Annotated in this window: 15 protein-coding genes; 8 read left to right on the plus strand and 7 right to left on the minus strand. The window is 74.6% G+C overall.

The annotated features are described in order from the left end of the window. Window positions 1-200 precede the first annotated feature (200 nt). Window positions 201-905: a FadR/GntR family transcriptional regulator gene (locus OG338_RS09255; protein ID WP_405936860.1), complete on the minus strand. Its 705-nt coding sequence runs from the start codon at window positions 903-905 to the stop codon at window positions 201-203. Window positions 906-1,083: 178 nt separating this feature from the next. On the opposite strand from OG338_RS09255, the gene OG338_RS09260 reads away from it, so the two are divergent. Beyond that, complete coding sequence (locus tag OG338_RS09260) at window positions 1,084-2,871, plus strand: 2-isopropylmalate synthase (protein ID WP_405940364.1); 1,788 nt, start codon at window positions 1,084-1,086, stop codon at window positions 2,869-2,871. A gap of 194 nt (window positions 2,872-3,065) precedes the next feature. On the opposite strand, the gene OG338_RS09265 is transcribed toward OG338_RS09260, so the two are convergent. The 3 genes from OG338_RS09265 to OG338_RS09275 form a co-directional block, all read right to left on the minus strand. Then, window positions 3,066-4,541 carry a cellulose binding domain-containing protein gene (locus OG338_RS09265; protein ID WP_405936861.1) on the minus strand — a complete coding sequence of 492 codons (1,476 nt, stop codon included), beginning with the start codon at window positions 4,539-4,541 and terminating at the stop codon, window positions 3,066-3,068. A 129-nt stretch (window positions 4,542-4,670) separates the two neighbouring features. Continuing rightward, window positions 4,671-6,071 carry an ATP-binding protein gene (locus OG338_RS09270; protein WP_405936862.1) on the minus strand — a complete coding sequence of 467 codons (1,401 nt, stop codon included), beginning with the start codon at window positions 6,069-6,071 and terminating at the stop codon, window positions 4,671-4,673. Next, the gene (locus tag OG338_RS09275; protein WP_405936863.1) at window positions 6,068-6,772 is read right to left on the minus strand and encodes a response regulator transcription factor; all 705 of its coding nucleotides are present in this window, start codon (window positions 6,770-6,772) and stop codon (window positions 6,068-6,070) included. The genes OG338_RS09270 and OG338_RS09275 overlap by 4 nt, the downstream gene beginning before the upstream one ends. Window positions 6,773-6,840: 68 nt before the next feature. Here OG338_RS09275 and OG338_RS09280 point away from each other — a divergent pair, with 68 nt between their 5' ends. Next, window positions 6,841-7,380 (plus strand): hypothetical protein, encoded by a 540-nt coding sequence (locus tag OG338_RS09280; protein WP_405936864.1) that lies wholly within the window; start codon window positions 6,841-6,843, stop codon window positions 7,378-7,380. Between the two features lie 34 nt (window positions 7,381-7,414). Here the strand turns inward: OG338_RS09280 and OG338_RS09285 are convergent, their stop codons facing one another. Next, window positions 7,415-8,302, minus strand: coding sequence for a spermidine synthase (locus OG338_RS09285; RefSeq protein ID WP_405936865.1), 888 nt, complete (start codon window positions 8,300-8,302; stop codon window positions 7,415-7,417). A gap of 97 nt (window positions 8,303-8,399) precedes the next feature. After that, the gene (locus OG338_RS09290) at window positions 8,400-8,789 is read right to left on the minus strand and encodes a hypothetical protein (RefSeq protein ID WP_405940365.1); all 390 of its coding nucleotides are present in this window, start codon (window positions 8,787-8,789) and stop codon (window positions 8,400-8,402) included. Window positions 8,790-9,027: 238 nt separating this feature from the next. Between OG338_RS09290 and OG338_RS09295 the strand changes: the two genes are divergently transcribed. Beyond that, a complete protein-coding gene (locus tag OG338_RS09295; protein WP_405936866.1) occupies window positions 9,028-10,407 on the plus strand; it encodes a tetratricopeptide repeat protein in 1,380 nt (459 codons plus the stop codon). 145 nt (window positions 10,408-10,552) lie between these two features. Here OG338_RS09295 and OG338_RS09300 read toward each other — a convergent pair whose 3' ends face one another. Further along, on the minus strand, window positions 10,553-11,149 hold the full coding sequence (locus OG338_RS09300; RefSeq protein ID WP_405936867.1) for a histidine phosphatase family protein: 597 nt from the start codon (window positions 11,147-11,149) through the stop codon (window positions 10,553-10,555). A gap of 216 nt (window positions 11,150-11,365) precedes the next feature. On the opposite strand from OG338_RS09300, the gene OG338_RS09305 reads away from it, so the two are divergent. The 5 genes from OG338_RS09305 to OG338_RS09325 all read left to right on the plus strand — a co-directional run bounded on the left by OG338_RS09305 (window position 11,366) and on the right by OG338_RS09325 (window position 16,762). Continuing rightward, the gene (locus OG338_RS09305; RefSeq protein ID WP_405936868.1) at window positions 11,366-12,262 is read left to right on the plus strand and encodes a phosphatase PAP2 family protein; all 897 of its coding nucleotides are present in this window, start codon (window positions 11,366-11,368) and stop codon (window positions 12,260-12,262) included. Beyond that, window positions 12,198-13,334 carry a hypothetical protein gene (locus tag OG338_RS09310; protein ID WP_405936869.1) on the plus strand — a complete coding sequence of 379 codons (1,137 nt, stop codon included), beginning with the start codon at window positions 12,198-12,200 and terminating at the stop codon, window positions 13,332-13,334. The genes OG338_RS09305 and OG338_RS09310 overlap by 65 nt, the downstream gene beginning before the upstream one ends. After that, on the plus strand, window positions 13,325-14,962 hold the full coding sequence (locus OG338_RS09315; RefSeq protein ID WP_405936870.1) for a hypothetical protein: 1,638 nt from the start codon (window positions 13,325-13,327) through the stop codon (window positions 14,960-14,962). The genes OG338_RS09310 and OG338_RS09315 overlap by 10 nt, the downstream gene beginning before the upstream one ends. Continuing rightward, window positions 14,959-16,293: an AAA domain-containing protein gene (locus OG338_RS09320; protein ID WP_405936871.1), complete on the plus strand. Its 1,335-nt coding sequence runs from the start codon at window positions 14,959-14,961 to the stop codon at window positions 16,291-16,293. The genes OG338_RS09315 and OG338_RS09320 overlap by 4 nt, the downstream gene beginning before the upstream one ends. A gap of 127 nt (window positions 16,294-16,420) precedes the next feature. Beyond that, complete coding sequence (locus tag OG338_RS09325; protein ID WP_405936872.1) at window positions 16,421-16,762, plus strand: hypothetical protein; 342 nt, start codon at window positions 16,421-16,423, stop codon at window positions 16,760-16,762. The last annotated feature ends 34 nt before the right edge of the window (window positions 16,763-16,796 follow it).

A 16,796-nucleotide genomic window follows, 5' to 3' on the forward strand; every position in this document is an offset into this window, starting at 1 on the left:
ACGGAAAACCAGCCGTGATGCCGGTTTTCCGCCATGGCCCGGAAATGGTCCGCCGGGGCCTCGGGGACCCCGCCGGGAAGTGAACGGGGTACGGCGGAGAGGGGGCGTTGATCCGGACCCGCGCCTTCTTTGCCCGAAGCCGGGGTCCGGATGGTGGCGGGTGGTGGCGCCCCGGGGGCCCACCCCGGGGCCCGGCCCCGTCACTCCCCCCGCAGCCGCGACAGCGTCGCCTCCAGCTCCTCCTGGGCCGCCCGGGCCGCGCGGTCCGGGTCGCCCGCCACGATGGCCGTGACCAGGGTGTGGTGGCCCGCGTGCCCGTGGCGGGGGTCTTCGCGGCGCAGCCCGAGCAGGTCGACCAGGTCGATGAGGGCCTGGCGGAGGGCGGGGGCGAATTCGGCGAAGAGGTCGGTGAGGACCGGGTTGTGGGCGGCGGCCACGACCGCCCGGTGCACGGCGATGTCGGCGTCCACGAAGTCCGCGTCGTCGATGCCCGCGCCCGCCGCGAGGCGGGCGGTGAGCGCCGCGTCCAGGGCGGCCAGGTCCTCGTCGGTGCGGCGGCGGGCGGCGAGGCGGGCGGCCTGGACCTCGATGAGCATGCGGACCTCGTAGACGTCGGTGACCGACGCCCGGCGCAACCGTACCGGCCAGTCCTCCGTGACGTGGTCCGCGACGACGAAGACGCCGGCGCCCTGGCGGGACCGGAGGAGGCCGAGCGTGGCGAGCGTACGGACGGCTTCGCGGACCGTGGAGCGCCCCACACCCAGCTCGCGGGCGAGGGCCGTCTCGCCGGGGAGCTTCGTGCCGACCGGCCAGTGTCCCTCGGTGATCCGGGCGCGCAGATGGCTGGTGGCCTGTTCCACGAGGGGGCTGGGGCGGAGGGGGCCGGGCGGGGGCACGTTGCTCACCTGTCAGGTTGTCTGAGGGGTTGCGTTCTGGTTACTGTACCGCCCATGACGTACCGCGGTCTCCTCCTTCTCGGCTGCCGCGGCGGGGCCTGAAGCGATCGGCACCCCGCCGCGGGGTGCCGTGCTGTGCCGGTCGCATCCGGCGATGCGAGAAGAGACACCGTTCATGCCCGAGTCCATGCCCGACTCCATGCCCGCGGCCCCGTCCGACGCCCCTGCCCCGATGCACGGCTTCCCCACCATCTGCACCCCGCGCGGCCCGGTCCCCCGGGCGGCACCCCGCTGGAACCCGCAGCGCTCCAGCTCGATGCCCTCGCACCGCTACCGCTCCGCGTTCGACCGCGTCGCGGTCCCGCTGACCGGGCGGAGCTGGCCGCAGGCCCGTGTCGAACGCGCTCCGCTGTGGGTGCCGGTCGACCTGCGGGACGGCAACCAGGCGCTGGTGGAGCCGATGGACACCCCGCGCAAGCGGCGGATGTTCGACCTGCTGGTCGCGATGGGCTTCAAGGAGATCGAGGTCGGCTACCCGTCCGCGAGCCGCACCGACTTCGACTTCGTACGCCACCTGGCGACCAGCGGGGCCGTCCCCGACGACGTCACCGTGGTCGTCTTCACCCCCGCCAGGGCCGACCTGATCGACCGGACCTTCGAGTCCGTGGCGGGCCTGGACCGCGTCGTCGTCCACCTCTACATCGCCACCGCCCCCGTCTGGCGCGAGGTCGTCCTCGGCCGCGACCGGGCCGAGGTGCACGGCGTGGTCCTCGACGCGGCCCGGCGGATGGACCGGCTGGCCCAGGCCACGCCCGGCGCGGACATCCGGTTCCAGTTCTCGCCCGAGGTCTTCAATCTGACCGAGCCCGACTACGTCCTGGAGATCTGCGACAGCCTCACCGAGCTGTGGGACGCCTCGCCGGACCGGCCGGTCGTCCACAACCTCCCGGCCACCGTGGAGATCGCCACGCCCAACGTCTACGCGGACCAGATCGAGTACATGCACCGCCACCTGGCCCGGCGGGACTCGGTGATCCTCTCCGTGCACCCGCACAACGACCGCGGTACGGGGGTGGCCTGCGCGGAGCTGGCGGTGCTGGCGGGCGCCCAGCGGGTGGAGGGCTGCCTGTTCGGGAACGGGGAGCGCACCGGCAACGTCGACCTGGTCAACCTGGCGCTCAATCTGCACGCCCAGGGCGTCGACCCGATGATCGACTTCTCGGACATCGACGAGATCCGCCGCACGGTCGAGCACTGCAACCGGCTGCCGGTGCCGCCGCGCCACCCGTACGGCGGGGACCTGGTGTACACCGCGTTCTCCGGCACCCACCAGGACGCCATCAGCAAGGGCTTCGCCCGCCGGGCGGACGGCGCGTCGGAGCTGTGGGAGGTGCCGTACCTGCCGATCGACCCGGCCGACGTGGGGCGTACGTACGAGGCCGTCATCCGGGTCAACTCGCAGTCGGGCAAGGGCGGCATCGCGCATCTGCTGCGCACCGGCCACGGCGTGGACCTGCCGGCCGGGATGCGGGCCGAGTTCTCCTGTACGGTGCAGCGCTCGACCGACGACAGCGGCGCGGAGGCCACCGGGAAGGACCTGTGGAACCTCTTCGAGGCGGCGTATCTGGTCCCCGGGCGGGACGGCGGGGTCGCCCTCACCTCCTGGTCGGCACAGACCGGCCCGGCCGGTGAGCACCGCTTCGTCTGCACCCTGCGCGTGGACGACCGGGAGGGCGATTACGAGGGGACGGGCACCGGCCCGGTCACGGCGTTCGCGGACGCGCTGGCGGCGGCCGGGGTGGCGGCGGCCGTCCTCGCGCTCTCGGAGCAGCACCCGGACGGGACCGGCACGACGACCGCGTACGCGCGCTGCCGCGTCGGCGGCGAGGAGCGCTGGGGCGCGGGCCGGGACACCTCGGGCGTGGCCGCGTCCGTGGCGGCGGTGCTGTCGGCGGTGAACCGGGCGCGGGGGTAGCGGCGCGGCCCCGACCCCGGCCCGGCCCCGGAACGCGGTGCGCCCCCGGCCGGGGGAAGGGGGGTGCTCGGCCCGGCCGGGGGGCAGTGGGGGGGGCGCGCACCCCGGCCGGGAGTGGGGGGAAGGGGGCCGGGCCGGGGTGCGCGGGGGAAGGGATGGTCCTGCGGGCGGTCGGCGCAGGCACCCTCGTGGTCCTACTTGTACGCGCCGAACGCCTTGGTGAACGCGAGCGGTTCCTGGGCGATCGAGCTGCACGTGGCGTCCGCGGTGGGCTTGGCGCCGCCCGCGCACTCCTTGTCCCGGGTGCCCGACCACATCGCGAGCCAGGCCAGGCCCCTCTCCTTCGCGAACGCGACGAGCTGGGTGGCGTCCTCGACCTTGAAGACCTCGGTGCTGACGTCGTTCACGCCGATCATCGGGGTGACGGCGACGGCCTGCCACGCCTCGGCGTCGGAGAGCCCGAGCACGCCCTTGATCTGGGCCTGCGTGGCGGTGGCGGCCTGGACGGCGTAGGTGCCCATGTCGCCGCTGTAGGAGGCGCCGTAGTCCATCGCCATGATGTTGACGGCGCCGACGTCCACGCCGTTCTTCTTCGCGTCCGCGATCAGGTCGACGCCGGGCTGGGTCAGACCCTCGGGCATCACGGGGAGCGTGAAGGACACGTCCAGGCCGGGGTGTTCCTTCTGGAGCTGCGCGATGGCCTGCGAGCGGCGGGTGTTGGCGGCGGTGTCGGGGAGCGCGCCGCCCTCGATGTCGAAGTCGACCTTGGTCAGCTTGTACGTGTCGACCACCTTGCCGTACGCGGCGGCGAGGTCGGCCGCCGAGGAGCAGCGCAGGGCCAGTTCGGAGCCGGCGGCCCCGCCGAAGGAGACCCGGACGTCGCCGCCGGCCGCGCGCAGGGCGCCGATCTGGGAGGCGACGTGGTCGTCGCCGAGGCCGGTGACCCCGCCCCAGAGCGGGGCGCAGCTGCCGCCGGAGGTGATGAAGGCGAGGTTGAACTGCTTGACGCCGGTCCTGTCCGCGGTGTCGACCAGGTCGTACGCGGGGTAGAGCGAGGTGTCCACGTACGGGGCGAAGCGGGCGCCGCTCGCGGTGGAGCCGCCGTCGTCGGTCTTCGTGGGGGTGGGGGTCGGCGTCGGGGTCGCCGTTTCGGTGGGCTTCTCGGTGGGGGTGGCCGTGGGGGTCGGCGTCGCGGTCTCGGTGGGGCGGCCGCTGGGTTCGGGGGTGGCGCCGGGGTCGACGGAGCACTTGGCGCCGTCGATCAGGCAGCCGGTGGGGTCGGCCGCCGTGCCGTCGGAGGCGGTGACGAAGCCGACGGTGACGGACTGCCCGGCGGCCAGCTGCTTGTTCCAGCTCGCGGGGTGGACGGTGACGTGGTTGCCGCTGACGGTGTGCTCGCCGTTCCACAGCGAGCTGAGCTTCGTGCCCGCCGGGAGGTCGAACTCCAGCGTCCAGTCGGTCTTCGCCGAGCCGGTGTCGTTGGTGACGACGTACTGCCCGGTGTAGCCGCCGGTCCAGCCGCTGGTACGGGTGTACGCGGCGCCGACCGCCGATGCCTGCGCCGTCCCGGTGAGGGCGAACACCGTCCCGCCGATCACCGCCGCGGCGACGACCGAGCCGATCACCTTGGTCCTGGTGCCCATCGTGCGCCGGTGCGTACTGGTGCCCATCGCGTTCCTGCCTCGTCGTACGGGAGTGGGGGATGCGGAAGCACGCTAGCGGCTGCGGATCCGGCAAATGGGGCGAGGCGGGCCGGAGTTGGAGTTCTTAGGACTGCCTTAAGGAGCGCATCGGCCGCGCTAAAGGTTGGCGCGCCCCACGCCCCGGCGGCGCCGCTGCCGGCCCACCCGGTGCCCACGCCCGCCGCTCTGCGGGCGCTGTCCGTCGAGGCCGATCCAGAGCCGGACCTCCGTGCCGCCCAGCACCGAGCGGCCGATGCGCACATCGCCGCCGGTGGACTCGGCGACCCGGCGCACGATGTCGAGCCCGAGCCCGGTCGAGCCCACCGCGTCCCGGGCACCGCCGCGCGCCAGGGCCGCCTTGGGGTCGGCGATCCCGCCGCCCGCGTCCGAGACCAGCACGATCACCGCGTCACCGCTGTGGTGCACGTCGACCGCGAAGGCGGTGCCCTCCGGGGTGTGCCGGAAGACGTTGCCGAGCAACGCGTCGAGCGCGGCCGCCAGTTCCGGCCGGGCCACCGGGATGCGTACCGTACGGTCCACCCCGGCGAGGCGCACCTCGCGGCCCTCGTCCTCGGCCAGCGCGGACCAGAAGGCCATCCGCTCGCGGATCACCTCGGAGGCGTCGCAGCCCGCGCCCGGGCCGCCCGGCTGGGTCTGGGGGCGCTGCTCGCGGGCGGTCCGGATGATCGTGTCGACCTCGCGCTCCAGCTGTTCGACGGCCGCCCGGGTCTGCTCGGCGGCGGGGCCCTCGCCGAGCGAGGCGGCGTTGAGCCGGAGGACGGTGAGCGGGGTGCGCAGCCGGTGCGAGAGGTCGGCGGCCAGCTCGCGCTCGTTGGCGAGGAGCTGGACGACCTGGTCGGCCATGGAGTTGAACGCGACGGCGGCGGAGCGCAGTTCGTCCGGGCCCTCCTCGGGGACGCGGGTGCCGAGCCGCCCCTCCCCCAGGTCGTGGGCGGCGCCCGCGAGGCGGCGGGCGGGTTCGACCATGCGAACGCCGAGGCGGTCGGCCACGGCGACCGAGCCGACGATGAGCGCGACGCCGACGGCGGCCAGCATCAGCCAGGCGGTGGTGACCCCGTGGGAGACGGCGGCCTCGGGCACGAACACCTCGACCACCGCGATGTCCCGGGGCCCCACCGCGGTCGGCTGGAGCAGCACGGAGCCGCCGGTGACCCCGGTGATCGTGGCGCGCCCCGAGACGCGGACGGCCTCCAGCTCCTCGCGGGTGGCGCGGCCCTTGCCGATGTCGGCCGCGGCGCCGTCGGGCTCGCCGGAGGCCGGGATGTGGACGGCCATCCGTCCGGCGGCGCCCGGTTCGGTGGTGAGGACGGCCTTTTCGAGCTGGGCCCGGTCCGTGGTGATGGAGAGGGTCGGCCCGATCGTCGCGGCCTGCCGTTCGGCGTCGGAGAACGCGCGGTCGCGGGCCATCTCCTTGACGACGAGCCCCAGGGGCACCGCGAAGGCGATGACGACCATGGCGGTGACCGCCAGGCAGACCTTGACCAGGGCCCATCTCATGCCGGCTGCTCCGGTGCCGGGGGCTGGAGCTTCACGCCGACGCCGCGCAGGGTGTGCAGATAGCGCGGCCGGGCCGCGGTCTCGCCCAGCTTGCGGCGCAGCCAGGAGAGGTGGACGTCGATCGTCTGGTCGTCGCCGTAGGACTGCTGCCAGACCTCGGCGAGGAGCTCCCGGCGGGGCACCACGACGCCGGGGCGCCCGGCCAGGAAGGCCAGCAGGTCGAACTCGCGGCGGGTGAGGTCGAGCGCGGTGCCGTCGAGTTCGGCCCGGCGGCGCAGCGGGTCGACGCAGAGCCCGCCGACCTGGATGACGCGCGGGGGCGGCGCCTCGCCGCCGGCGGCCCGGGCCCGGCGGAGCACGGCGGCCATCCGGGCCGACAGGTGCTCCACGGAGAACGGCTTGATGAGGTAGTCGTCGGCGCCGTCGTTGAGCAGCCGGACGATCTCGCTCTCGTCGTCCCGGGCGGTCGCGATGATGACGGGCACGTCGGTGAGGCCGCGCAGCATCTTCAGGGCCTCGGATCCGTCGAGATCGGGCAGTCCCAGATCGAGAATGACCACATCGAAACGGAAATGGGCGACTTCGCGCAGCGCTTCGAGCGCGGTGCCGACGCTCCGTACGGTGTGACCGGCCTCCGTCAGGTGCCGGATGAGGGCGGAACGTACAAACTGGTCGTCCTCGACCACGAGCACACTGGGCATGGGCGGCACCGTACGCCATCCGGTCTGCCCGGGGGTCATGTCCACCGGTTTCGTGGTGCAGGATGTTGATGATGCAACGAGGTCTGGTACACGCGCTGGCGTGGTCGCTCGCCACCGGCGCGGCGGTCACGGTCTCGTGGTGGGGTGTGCACTCCGTGCTCGCGGGCACGGTGTACGACCTGCCGCGCGCGGTGCCGGTCGCGGTGCCGACCACGGAGAGCCTGACGTCCTCGACGCACCGCCCCGCCCCCTCGGCCTCGCCGTCCCCCGAGCCCCGGACCACCACCCCGGAGCCGTCCGCCCCCTCTTCCCGTAAACCGTCCCCGTCACACACCACGGCGCCCAACACCCCGCGCCCGGCGTCCGGGACGACGGCGGCGGCCGGGAAGGCGCGGAGTTACGCGACCGACGGCGGCCGGGTCGTCTTCGAGATGGCGGCCGACTCGGCGGAGCTGGTGTCGGCGACCCCGGAACCGGGCTGGTCGATGCGGGTGTGGTCGAACACGACGTGGATACGGGTCAACTTCGCCCGGGACGACGGCACGACGGTCTCCGTCTTCTGCACCTGGAACGATCACGCGCCCCAGGTGGACATCGTCAACTCGTAGCCCGTACGCACTCGTGGCCCGTACGGGAAAGAAGTCACTTGAACGCGTCCGGGGGCGGTGCCGGTGACGGGCGGGCGTCCGCGTCGTGCACCGGGGCCGCACCGCCCGTGAAGTCCACGAGCGCGCGGCCGTGTTCGACGCGCCCGGGGTGCGGGTCGGTGGCGACGAGGCGGGTGAGCCTGGCGGTCTCCGGCGCCGTGCCGGAGGCGAGCAGGACCGCGTTGCCGAAGCGGCGGCCCCGCCACACCGCGGGGTCGGCGGCGAGCGCGAGTTCGGGGAAGACCGTGGCGGCGGTGGCGATCTGGGCGCGCAGATGGGCCAGCGGCGGCCCGTCCGCGAGATTGGCGACGTAACTCCCGCCGGGCTTCAGCACCCGGCGCACCTCGGCGAGGAATTCGGTGCTGGTCAGGTGCGCCGGGGTGCGGGCGCCGCCGAAGACGTCCGCGATGACGAGGTCGGCCCAGCCGTCCTGGATCTTCCCGAGCCCCGCGCGGGCGTCGGCGGACCTGACCCTGATCCGGGCCTGCGGGTCCAGCGGCAGCTCGCGGCGGACCAGCTGCACGAGCGCCGCGTCGACCTCGACGACCTGCTGGGTGGACCGGGGGCGGGTGGCGGCGATGTACCGGGCGAGCGTGAAGGCGCCGCCGCCCAGGTGCACCACGTGCAGCGGCTGCCCGGCGGGCGCGACGAGGTCCGCGATGTGGCCGATGCGGCGCTGGTAGGCGAAGGAGAGGTACGTCGGGTCGTCCAGGTCCACGTGTGACTGCGGGGCCCCGTCGATCGTCAGCGTCCAGGCACGCCGGCGCTCCCGGTCGGGCACCAGCTCGGCGAGACCGCCGTCCACGGGCTCGGAGACGTTGCTCTCCGGGGCCGCGCGGCCCGCGCGCCCCTTGCGGTCGCCGGCCGCTCCTCGACGTGCCACTGCTTCTCGCCCCTGCCCGCTGCTCACCGTGTCCGGGACGGACCGATCCGCGCGGCCCGCCGTCCGGCCATTATCGGTGCGACGGGGGCAACAGGCTCTACCGGCAGTTGTCGGCGGCCTCGATCAGCCGGGCCGCCTGGTCGAGCGCGACGCGCAGCACGGCCGGGTCGGTGACCGGGGTGTCCGCGGCGGGCGGCAGCAGCCAGCCGCTGCCGGAGACCGGCGGCTCGGCGGGGATGCGCAGCCCCCGGCCGTCGGTCCGCGTACAGGCGCTGCCCGGTACGTCCCAGCCCTGCGCGGTGCCCGGCGGCACCAGGAACCCGAGGGTGTCGCAGGCGCCGTCGTGGATGACCGGCCCCACCACGTCCCGCGCCGCGCCCCGGCGCAGGATGTCCACGGCCTCCAGGCCCTGCCGGGCGGGCACGGTCACCAGATCGCAGGGTTCGCCGGCGGACGCCGTGCCGCCGTTCGGCAGATCGATGTGCAACAAGGGACCTCTCCTCTCATCGCCGGAGCCGTATTCCGTCTCCACGGGGACCAACGCGCCGACGGCGTCAAGGGCTACGGTGCGACACCGCCGCAAAGGGTGGCAGTTCATGGCGGATCGCGGCCGAGATGCCCGGTTCATCCATAAACGCTGCGTGTGCGCCTTGTCACAGCGGGTACGTTCTTGCTCCGCCGGGACACCGGAAACGTCACCCGGCTCGCACCGAGAGGGCCATGCCATGGTGTCGACACGGGCAGTTCCCAACCTCGCCTTCCGGCGGCTGCGCGGCCCGCGCTCCGCCGGGGAGTTCGCTGCCGCGGTCCGCAGGTCCGCTCGCGAGATCGGCGAGCAGGTCGCGTGCGACGCCCGGTACATCGGACGCGTGGAGTCCGGCGAGATCCGCTGCCCCAACTACGCGTACGAGCGGGTCTTCCTGCACATGTTCCCCGGGACGACCCTGGAGGACCTGGGCTTCTCGCCGCGCGCTTCGGTACGCGGACGGGCGGCCAGGCCCACGGCGGACGCCCCGCCCCCGACTGCCCCGCCGCCGGAGCCCGGTGGCGACGACGAGGAGAGCGACGTGCTGCGTCGCGTGTTCATGACGAGCGGCACCACCACGGTGGCGGCCGTCTCCCTGGGGCTGGGCCTCGGCGGCCCGGCCGCCGCCCTGCCCCTGCAACGCCGGGTCGGCGATACGGAGGTGAGCGCCGTCGAACGGGCGGTGCGGCAGATCCGGCTGCTGGACGACCGGCACGGCGGCGACTGGCTCTACCGGCGCGCCTCGCAGCCCCTGCGGGCGGCTTACGCGCTGCTCGACGCGGGGACCGTGAACCGGCGCTCCACGGCGGACCGGCTGCACTCCGGCGCCGGTGAGCTGGCCATCTCCGTGGGCTGGCTGGCCCATGACTCGGGCCGCTTCGAGGACGCCCGCTCGCACTACGCGGAGGCGCTGGCGACCGCGCGGGTGGCCGGTGATCCGGCGCTGGAGGCGCACGCGTTCTGCAATGTGTCCTTCCTGGCCCGCGACACCGGACGGCCGCGTGAGGCGGTGCGCGCGGCGGAGGCCGGCCAGCGGGCCGCCGAGCCGCTGGGCTCGCCCCGGCTGCGGGCGCTGCTCGCGCTCCGGGAGGCGGGCGGCCGGGCGGGGCTCGGGGACCGGACGGGCTGCGAACGGGCGCTCGGCCGGGCGCACTCCGCGTTCTCGCGGGGGCCTTCGGGGGCGGACCCGGAGTGGATGAGCTTCTTCCGCGAGGCGGAGCTGGAGATGCTGGAGGCCCAGTGCTGGGCGGCGCTCGGTGAGTGGGCGCGGGCGGCGCGCCACGCGGAGCGGGCGGTCCGGCTCCAGGACCCCCACTTCACCCGCAACCTCGCGCTCTACCGCGCGGAACTCACCTGGGACCTGGCCCGCGGGGGCCGCCCCGAGGAGGCGGCCGCGGCCGGCCACGCGGTCCTGGACCTCCTGGCCGACGTCCAGTCCTCCCGCATCCACGCCATACTCCACGACACGGTGGGGGCCCTGGGGCCCCGGACGGGGGCGGCTTCCCCGGTACGCGACTTCCTGGACCGCTACGAGAGCGTGCCCGCCTGCCCGGCCAACCCCAGCCCGTCCGGCGTTTGAGGACGGAACCCTCTGCCCCGGTCCGGGGCGCATCCGCTCGGCCCTCGGGCCAAGGTCCCAGAACAGGCACCGCCCCCGTGCGCAACGGTTCCGTCCTCAAACGCCGGACGGGCTGGGATTCACGGCGCACCGGTCACCCCATTGCTCACCGCTCAAGGTGGCCCGTGTCGTTCCACTTCTGGATCGCCGGGGCGCCGTACGCCCAGCCCAGGACCGACAGCGACGTCGGGGCCAGCCAGATGCGGGCGCCGAAGGCGATGTCCTCGCCCAGCCAGCGGGCACCGAGTGCCCGGAGGATGTGGCCGTGGGCGAAGACCAGGACGTCCCGGTCGGCGGACCGCGCCCAGTCCACGATTTCGTCGGCCCGGGCCGACACCTCGGCGGTGCTCTCGCCCTCCGGCACCCCGTCGCGCCAGATGAACCAGTCCGGACGGCCCGCCCTGATCTCGGCCGGCGTCATGCCCTCGTACGCCCCGTAGTCCCACTCCATCAGCGCGTCCCACCGCTCGGCGCGGTCGCCGAAGCCCGCGAGCTCGCAGGTCTCGGCGGCGCGGACGAGCGGGCTGGTGCGGACCTCCAGGCCGCGGAGGTCCGTCCACGGCTCCCGGTGCAGCCGCTCACCGAGCAGCTTGGCCCCCTCGCGTCCGGCGTCGAGCAGCGGGATGTCCGTCCTGCCGGTGTGCCTGCCGTTGAGGGACCATTCCGTCTGCCCGTGCCGGGCGAGCAGGATGCGCGGTGCCATAAGAGGGTTCTCCCTGAAAAGCCAAGACCTTGTCCCCATCATCCCGTATCCGCCCATGAGGCAACCCGGCGGGCCGCCCCGGCGTCCCACTGACCGCAGATGAATCACAGCAGCTGAGGGGTGCCGACCACACCCCCGGGGGACACGCGCCCGACGCGCACCGTACGGTTGAACGCCCGCAGTCGGCCGCATGAACACGTGATGGAGAAGTTCCGGATGCCGCACGCCACCACCGCGCCCGCTCCGCGCCACCGGCCCCGCTGGTGGACCGAGCTGCCGCTTCTGGCCCTGGTGTACGCGGCGTACTCCGGCGGCCGCCTCCTCGTACGCGGTGACGTGTCCACGGCCGTCGACCACGGCCTGCGCATCCTGCGCCTGGAGAAGGCGCTGTTCCTGAACGCGGAACACCCGCTGAACCGCCTCTTCACCGCGCACCCCTCCATAGGCATACCGTCCGACTTCGCGTACGCCTCCCTGCACTACGTGGTCACCCCGGCCGTCCTGATCTGGATGTTCCGCCGCCACTCGGCCGCGTACCGCAGGGCACGCACCTGGCTGATGACCTCCACGATGCTCGGTCTGATCGGCTTCACGCTGATGCCGACCTGCCCGCCGAGGCTGCTGGACGCGAAGTACGGTTTCGTGGACACGATGGCGCAGTACAGCTCGTACGGCTGGTGGGGTACGGAGGCGAGCGCGCCGCGCGGCATGGGCGGGATGACCAATCAGTACGCGGCGATGCCCAGCCTGCACGTGGGGTGGGCGCTGTGGTGCGGCATCCTGCTGTGGCGTCACGCCAAGCACCCCGCGCTGCGCGCCGCGGGCATCGCGTACCCGCTGATCACCACGTTCGTCGTGATGGGCACCGCCAACCACTATCTGCTCGACGCGGTCGCCGGCTGCGCCGTGATGGGTGCCGGGGCGCTGCTCGCCCGGCCCGTGATGCGCCTCGCCGACCGGGTCAGGGCGGCCGTCCTGCCCCGCTTCTCCGGAGCCTCCGCGACCGTACCGGCCACGGATGTCAGTGCCGGGTGCGAGACTTCGGCGGGTGAGCGAATCCCCGGCCAGCGGACCTCCTCCGCAGAACCATCCGACGCGGCAGCGGCTCGCTGAGCTGAGAGGCCCGGCGGTCGCCCCGCGCCCGCTGGACGCCCGCGCGCTCGCCGCCCTCGCCGCCAATCCGGGCTGCAAGCGCCGCGCCCTGCTGGACGGGGCCGGGGTCGACAAGGGCGCGCTCGCCTCCGCGCTGGGCTCCCCGGCCCCGTTCGGCCAGTCCCAGTTCGCCTTCATGCGGGGCAACGCATTCGAGGCCCGGGTCAAGGCCGACGGCGGTACGGAGCTGATGCGCCTGCTGCACGAACGGCTGGGCGGCTCCGGTGAACCACCGCGCGCGGTCGCGACGCCCGATCTGGCCGCCGCCGGGCCCGAGGGCCGCGCGGCCAGGACCGCGCTGGCGCTGCGGGAGGCGACGGAGGCGGGCGGCTGGGCACTGCTCGACCACCCGATGCTGGCCCTGGAGGTGGCGGGCTCCCCCGCCTATCTGGAGCCGGACGCGGTCGTGGTGCGTCCGGACGGCACCTGGACGGTGATCGAGATCAAGTCGTTCCCCATGATCGACGGCTCGGCGGACGCCGCGAAGGTGGGCGCGGCCGCCCGCCAGTCCGCGGTGTACGTGCTGGCGCTCGAACGGGTCGCGGAGGTCACCGACGGGGCGCGGGTGGGCCACCGGGTGCTGCTGGTGTGCCCGAAGGACTTCTCGAATCTGCCGGCCGCCTCCGTCATGGACGTACGCAAGCAGCGCGCCGTCACCCGCCGCCAGCTGACCCGGCTCACCCGCATCGAGGAGATCGCGGCCGCCCTCCCCGAGGGCGCCTCGTTCGACCCGGAGCGCTCCCCCGAAGCCCTGGAGTCGGCGGTCGAGTCGGTCGCCGCGGCCTATGCGCCGGAATGCCTGTCCGCCTGCGAGCTGGCCTTCCACTGCCGGGCCCGGGCGCGCACCGAGGGCGCCGTGGAGGCGCTGGGGCGCGGGGTGCGGGGTGAGCTGGGCGGCCTGACGACGGTCGCCGGGGTGCTGGCGGCCGCCGCGGGCAAGGAGGGCGATCCGGCCGATCCGGCGGTCGCCGCCCTGCGCCGCGCGGCCGCGTTGCGCGCCGAGGCGCTGGAGGGGCGGGCCGCATGTCACTGATCAGCACGCTGGCCCGGCTGGAGGCCGTGGAGAGCGGCCGGGCGCGGCCCACGGCCACCGTGCGCCACCGCCGGCTGACCGACCGGCCGCTCGTCCTGGTGCCGCTGACCACGGCGGGCGAGGCGGGCGCCCCGCTCGGCGCGCTCGTCGGCACGGACCGGGAGGCGCCCCGGCTGCTGGCGGTCGCCCAGCCGCGCGACCGGGACCTGCGGTTCGCGTTCCTCGCCGAGCTGGCCGAGGCGGTCCTGCCGCACATCGAGGCGTACGCGGACGTCATCGAGCCCGCCGAGCGCAACGAGACCGATCCGGCGACCGGCAAGCGGGTCAAGGTCGAGACGGAGCTGTGCGTGGACGCGGCCCAGATCGTCGTCCCGAGCCGGGCGGGCATCGAGTTCGTCCGGCTGCTCGGCCGCTCGATGCGCTTCCGCCGCACCGCCGAGGACGACCCGGACACGCCGTATCCGGCGCCCGCCCGGGTCCCGCTGCTCGGGCGCTGGCTGACGCATTACGGGGAGCGGGCCCGGGTCCCCGGCTCCTCCCTGCTGCTGGCCTGCACGGACCTCCTGAACCGGCACTGGGCGACCGGCCAGTCGAATCTGGAGGACCAGCACCTGGGGGCCCTGCTCGCCTGGATCGACCCGCCGGCCGGGGAGTCCGGTGCCGAGGCGGCGCTCCGGGCGGAGCTGGCCCGGGACGCGGCGGGGCAGCTGCTGTGCCCGCCGGCCGGCCCGGCCACCGATCCGGACTTCGACAACCGGCTGCTGGCCCCGGCGATCGAGAAGTACGACCGGGCGCGCGCCTCGTTCGCGGCGGCCGAGGACGGGCTCGCCGCCGATGCCCGGCTGGCCGAGCTGTCCGGGGCCGAGCGCGAGATCAGGGCGCTGCTCGCCGGGGTGCTGCTGCCGACCTGGGACGCGGTGTGGCGGGGTCTCGACCTGCTGCGGGAGCTGCCCGAGGGGTCCAGGACCGAGGACCGCTGGACCCGGGACCGCTGGTCGTTCACCACCCATCGCGACCGGGTCCGCGCCGGTGAGCCGCCGCAGCCGCGCCGGGACGACGCGGTGACGGCCGCCCGCAAGCTGGCCGCCCGGGAGACGGCCCAGGCGCGGCTGGAGGCGCAGGAGGCGCTGGACGACCCGCTCGTCCTGGCCGGCCGGCGGCTCGCCGGGGAGGCGTTCATCGGCGAGGTGAGCGCGGTGGAGATGGCGTACAGCGAGTCGAAGCGGCCCTCGCCGCGCCCGCTGGTCACGGTCCGCACCGAGGAGCGGCCGCAATTGGGCGAGGGAGTGAAGGTCTACCGCTCGCTGGACGGCAAGCCGCAGACCGCCGAGTTCGTGGCGTACGGCCCGGCGGACGAGACGGACGGGCCGGACGGCGAAGGCGGCGAGGGCGGCGCGCTCTCGCTGGTGCTGCGGATCACCGACCGGATGGGGCGCGGCAAGGAGCCGGCCCCGGGGTCGGTCCCGGAGCCGGGCGACCGGATCGCCTGGACCCTGTTCGAGCACGACCAGCGCGGCGGGCCGCAGCTGCCGGACGCGGAGGAGACCCCGTGGACCCACGGCGGTCCGCCGGGCGGCCTCGAAGCGGCCGAGCTGCCCGACCCCGTGACCCCGGAGGACCTGTTGTGACGGCCGTATTCGACCCGGGCGCGGCGGCGGGCCTGGCCACCGCGAAGATCCTGGACGACACGCTGAACGGCACGGCCCGGGGTGTCGTGGTGGACTCCCCGCCGGGGGCCGGCAAGTCGACGCTGGTGGTGCGCGCGGCACTGGAGCTGGCCGCGGCGGGCCGCCCGCTGATGGTGGTCGCCCAGACGAACGCGCAGGTGGACGATCTGGTGGTGCGGCTCGCGGAGAAGGACCCCGGGCTGCCGGTGGGCCGGCTGCACAGCAGCGACTCCGATCCGTACGACAAGGTGCTCGACGGTCTGGAGAACGTACGCAAGTCGGCGAAGGCGGCGGATCTGGCCGGGCTCGACGTGGTCATCTCGACGGCCGCGAAGTGGGCCCATGTGAAGAACGTGGAGCCGTGGGGACACGCGATCGTGGACGAGGCGTACCAGATGCGCTCGGACGCGCTGCTCGCCGTGGCCGGGCTCTTCGAGCGGGCGCTGTTCGTCGGTGACCCGGGGCAGCTGGACCCGTTCTCGATCGTCGGCGCGGACCAGTGGGCGGGGCTGAGCTACGACCCGTCGGCCAGTGCGGTGAGCACCCTGCTGGCGCACAATCCGGAGCTGCCGCAGCACCGGCTGCCGGTCTCCTGGCGGCTCCCGGCGTCGGCCGCGCCCCTGGTGTCGGACGCGTTCTACCCGTACACCCCGTTCCGCAGCGGCACGGACCACGGCGACCGGCGGCTGTCCTTCGGGGTCGCGTCGGACGGGTCGGCGGCGGACCGGGTGCTGGACGAAGCGGCGGATTCGGGCTGGGGGCTGCTGGAGCTCCCGGCCCGGCACACCCCGCGCACCGACCCGGAGGCGGTGCGGGCGGTCGCCCTGGTGGTGCGCCGGCTGCTGGACCGGGGCGGCGCGGCCACCAGCGAGCGGTCGCCGGACCCGGCCCCGGTGACGGCGGACCGGGTGGCGGTCGGCACGGCCCACCGCGACCAGGCGGCGGCGGTGCGCGCGGCGCTCGCGGAGCTGGGCGTGACGGGGGTCGCGGTGGACACGGCGAACCGGCTCCAGGGCCGCGAGTTCGACGTCACGGTGGTGCTGCACCCGCTGTCGGGGCGGCCGGACGCCACCGCGTTCCACCTGGAGACGGGCCGCCTGTGCGTGCTGGCGTCCCGGCACCGGCACGCGTGCGTCGTGGTCTGCCGGGAGGGCGTCGCCGATCTGCTGGACGAGCATCCGTCGACGGAGCCGGTCCAGCTGGGCGTCACGGTGAAGTTCCCGGACGGCTGGGAGGCGAACCACGCGGTGCTGGCGCATCTGGCGGAACACCGGGTGCGCTGGAGTTGTTGAGTGCGCCGGGGCGCGGCCGGGCCGGCGCACGCCCCGGCGGCAGGACGTATGCGCCCTTGCGGCCGAACGGACAATGGAGGGTGGCCGTCCGGGCCGCCCGAGGGCCTGTCGTAGGAGGAAGAACCACATGGCACAACCCGAGCAAGGCGAGCAGCGGCGGCTGCGCCCCGCATCCCTGCTCTTCGAGCCGGCGGCCGCCGTCGCGGACCCGGAGCACTTCTTCGACCTGGAGTCGATGGACGATCCGAAGGAGCTGCTGGGCCGGGCGACGGAGCTGGCCCTGGCCTTCCGTGCCGCGACCGACCGCGCGGTCGAGTTCCAGGCGATAGCGGCGGCCCAGCTGGCCGACCCGCGCCGGTTCGACCGGCTCACCACGGCGGACATCGCGCGGCGCGCGGAGTGGACCGAGGACTACGCGAAGAAGATGGTCGAATTCGGCCGCACCCTGCTGAACACCCCGCAGCCCTAGGGGCCTGATCCGAGCGGACGGCCCCCCGCAGGGG

The sequence above is a fragment of the Streptomyces sp. NBC_00726 genome (assembly GCF_045161735.1).
Classification (GTDB): Bacteria; Actinomycetota; Actinomycetes; order Streptomycetales; family Streptomycetaceae; genus Streptomyces.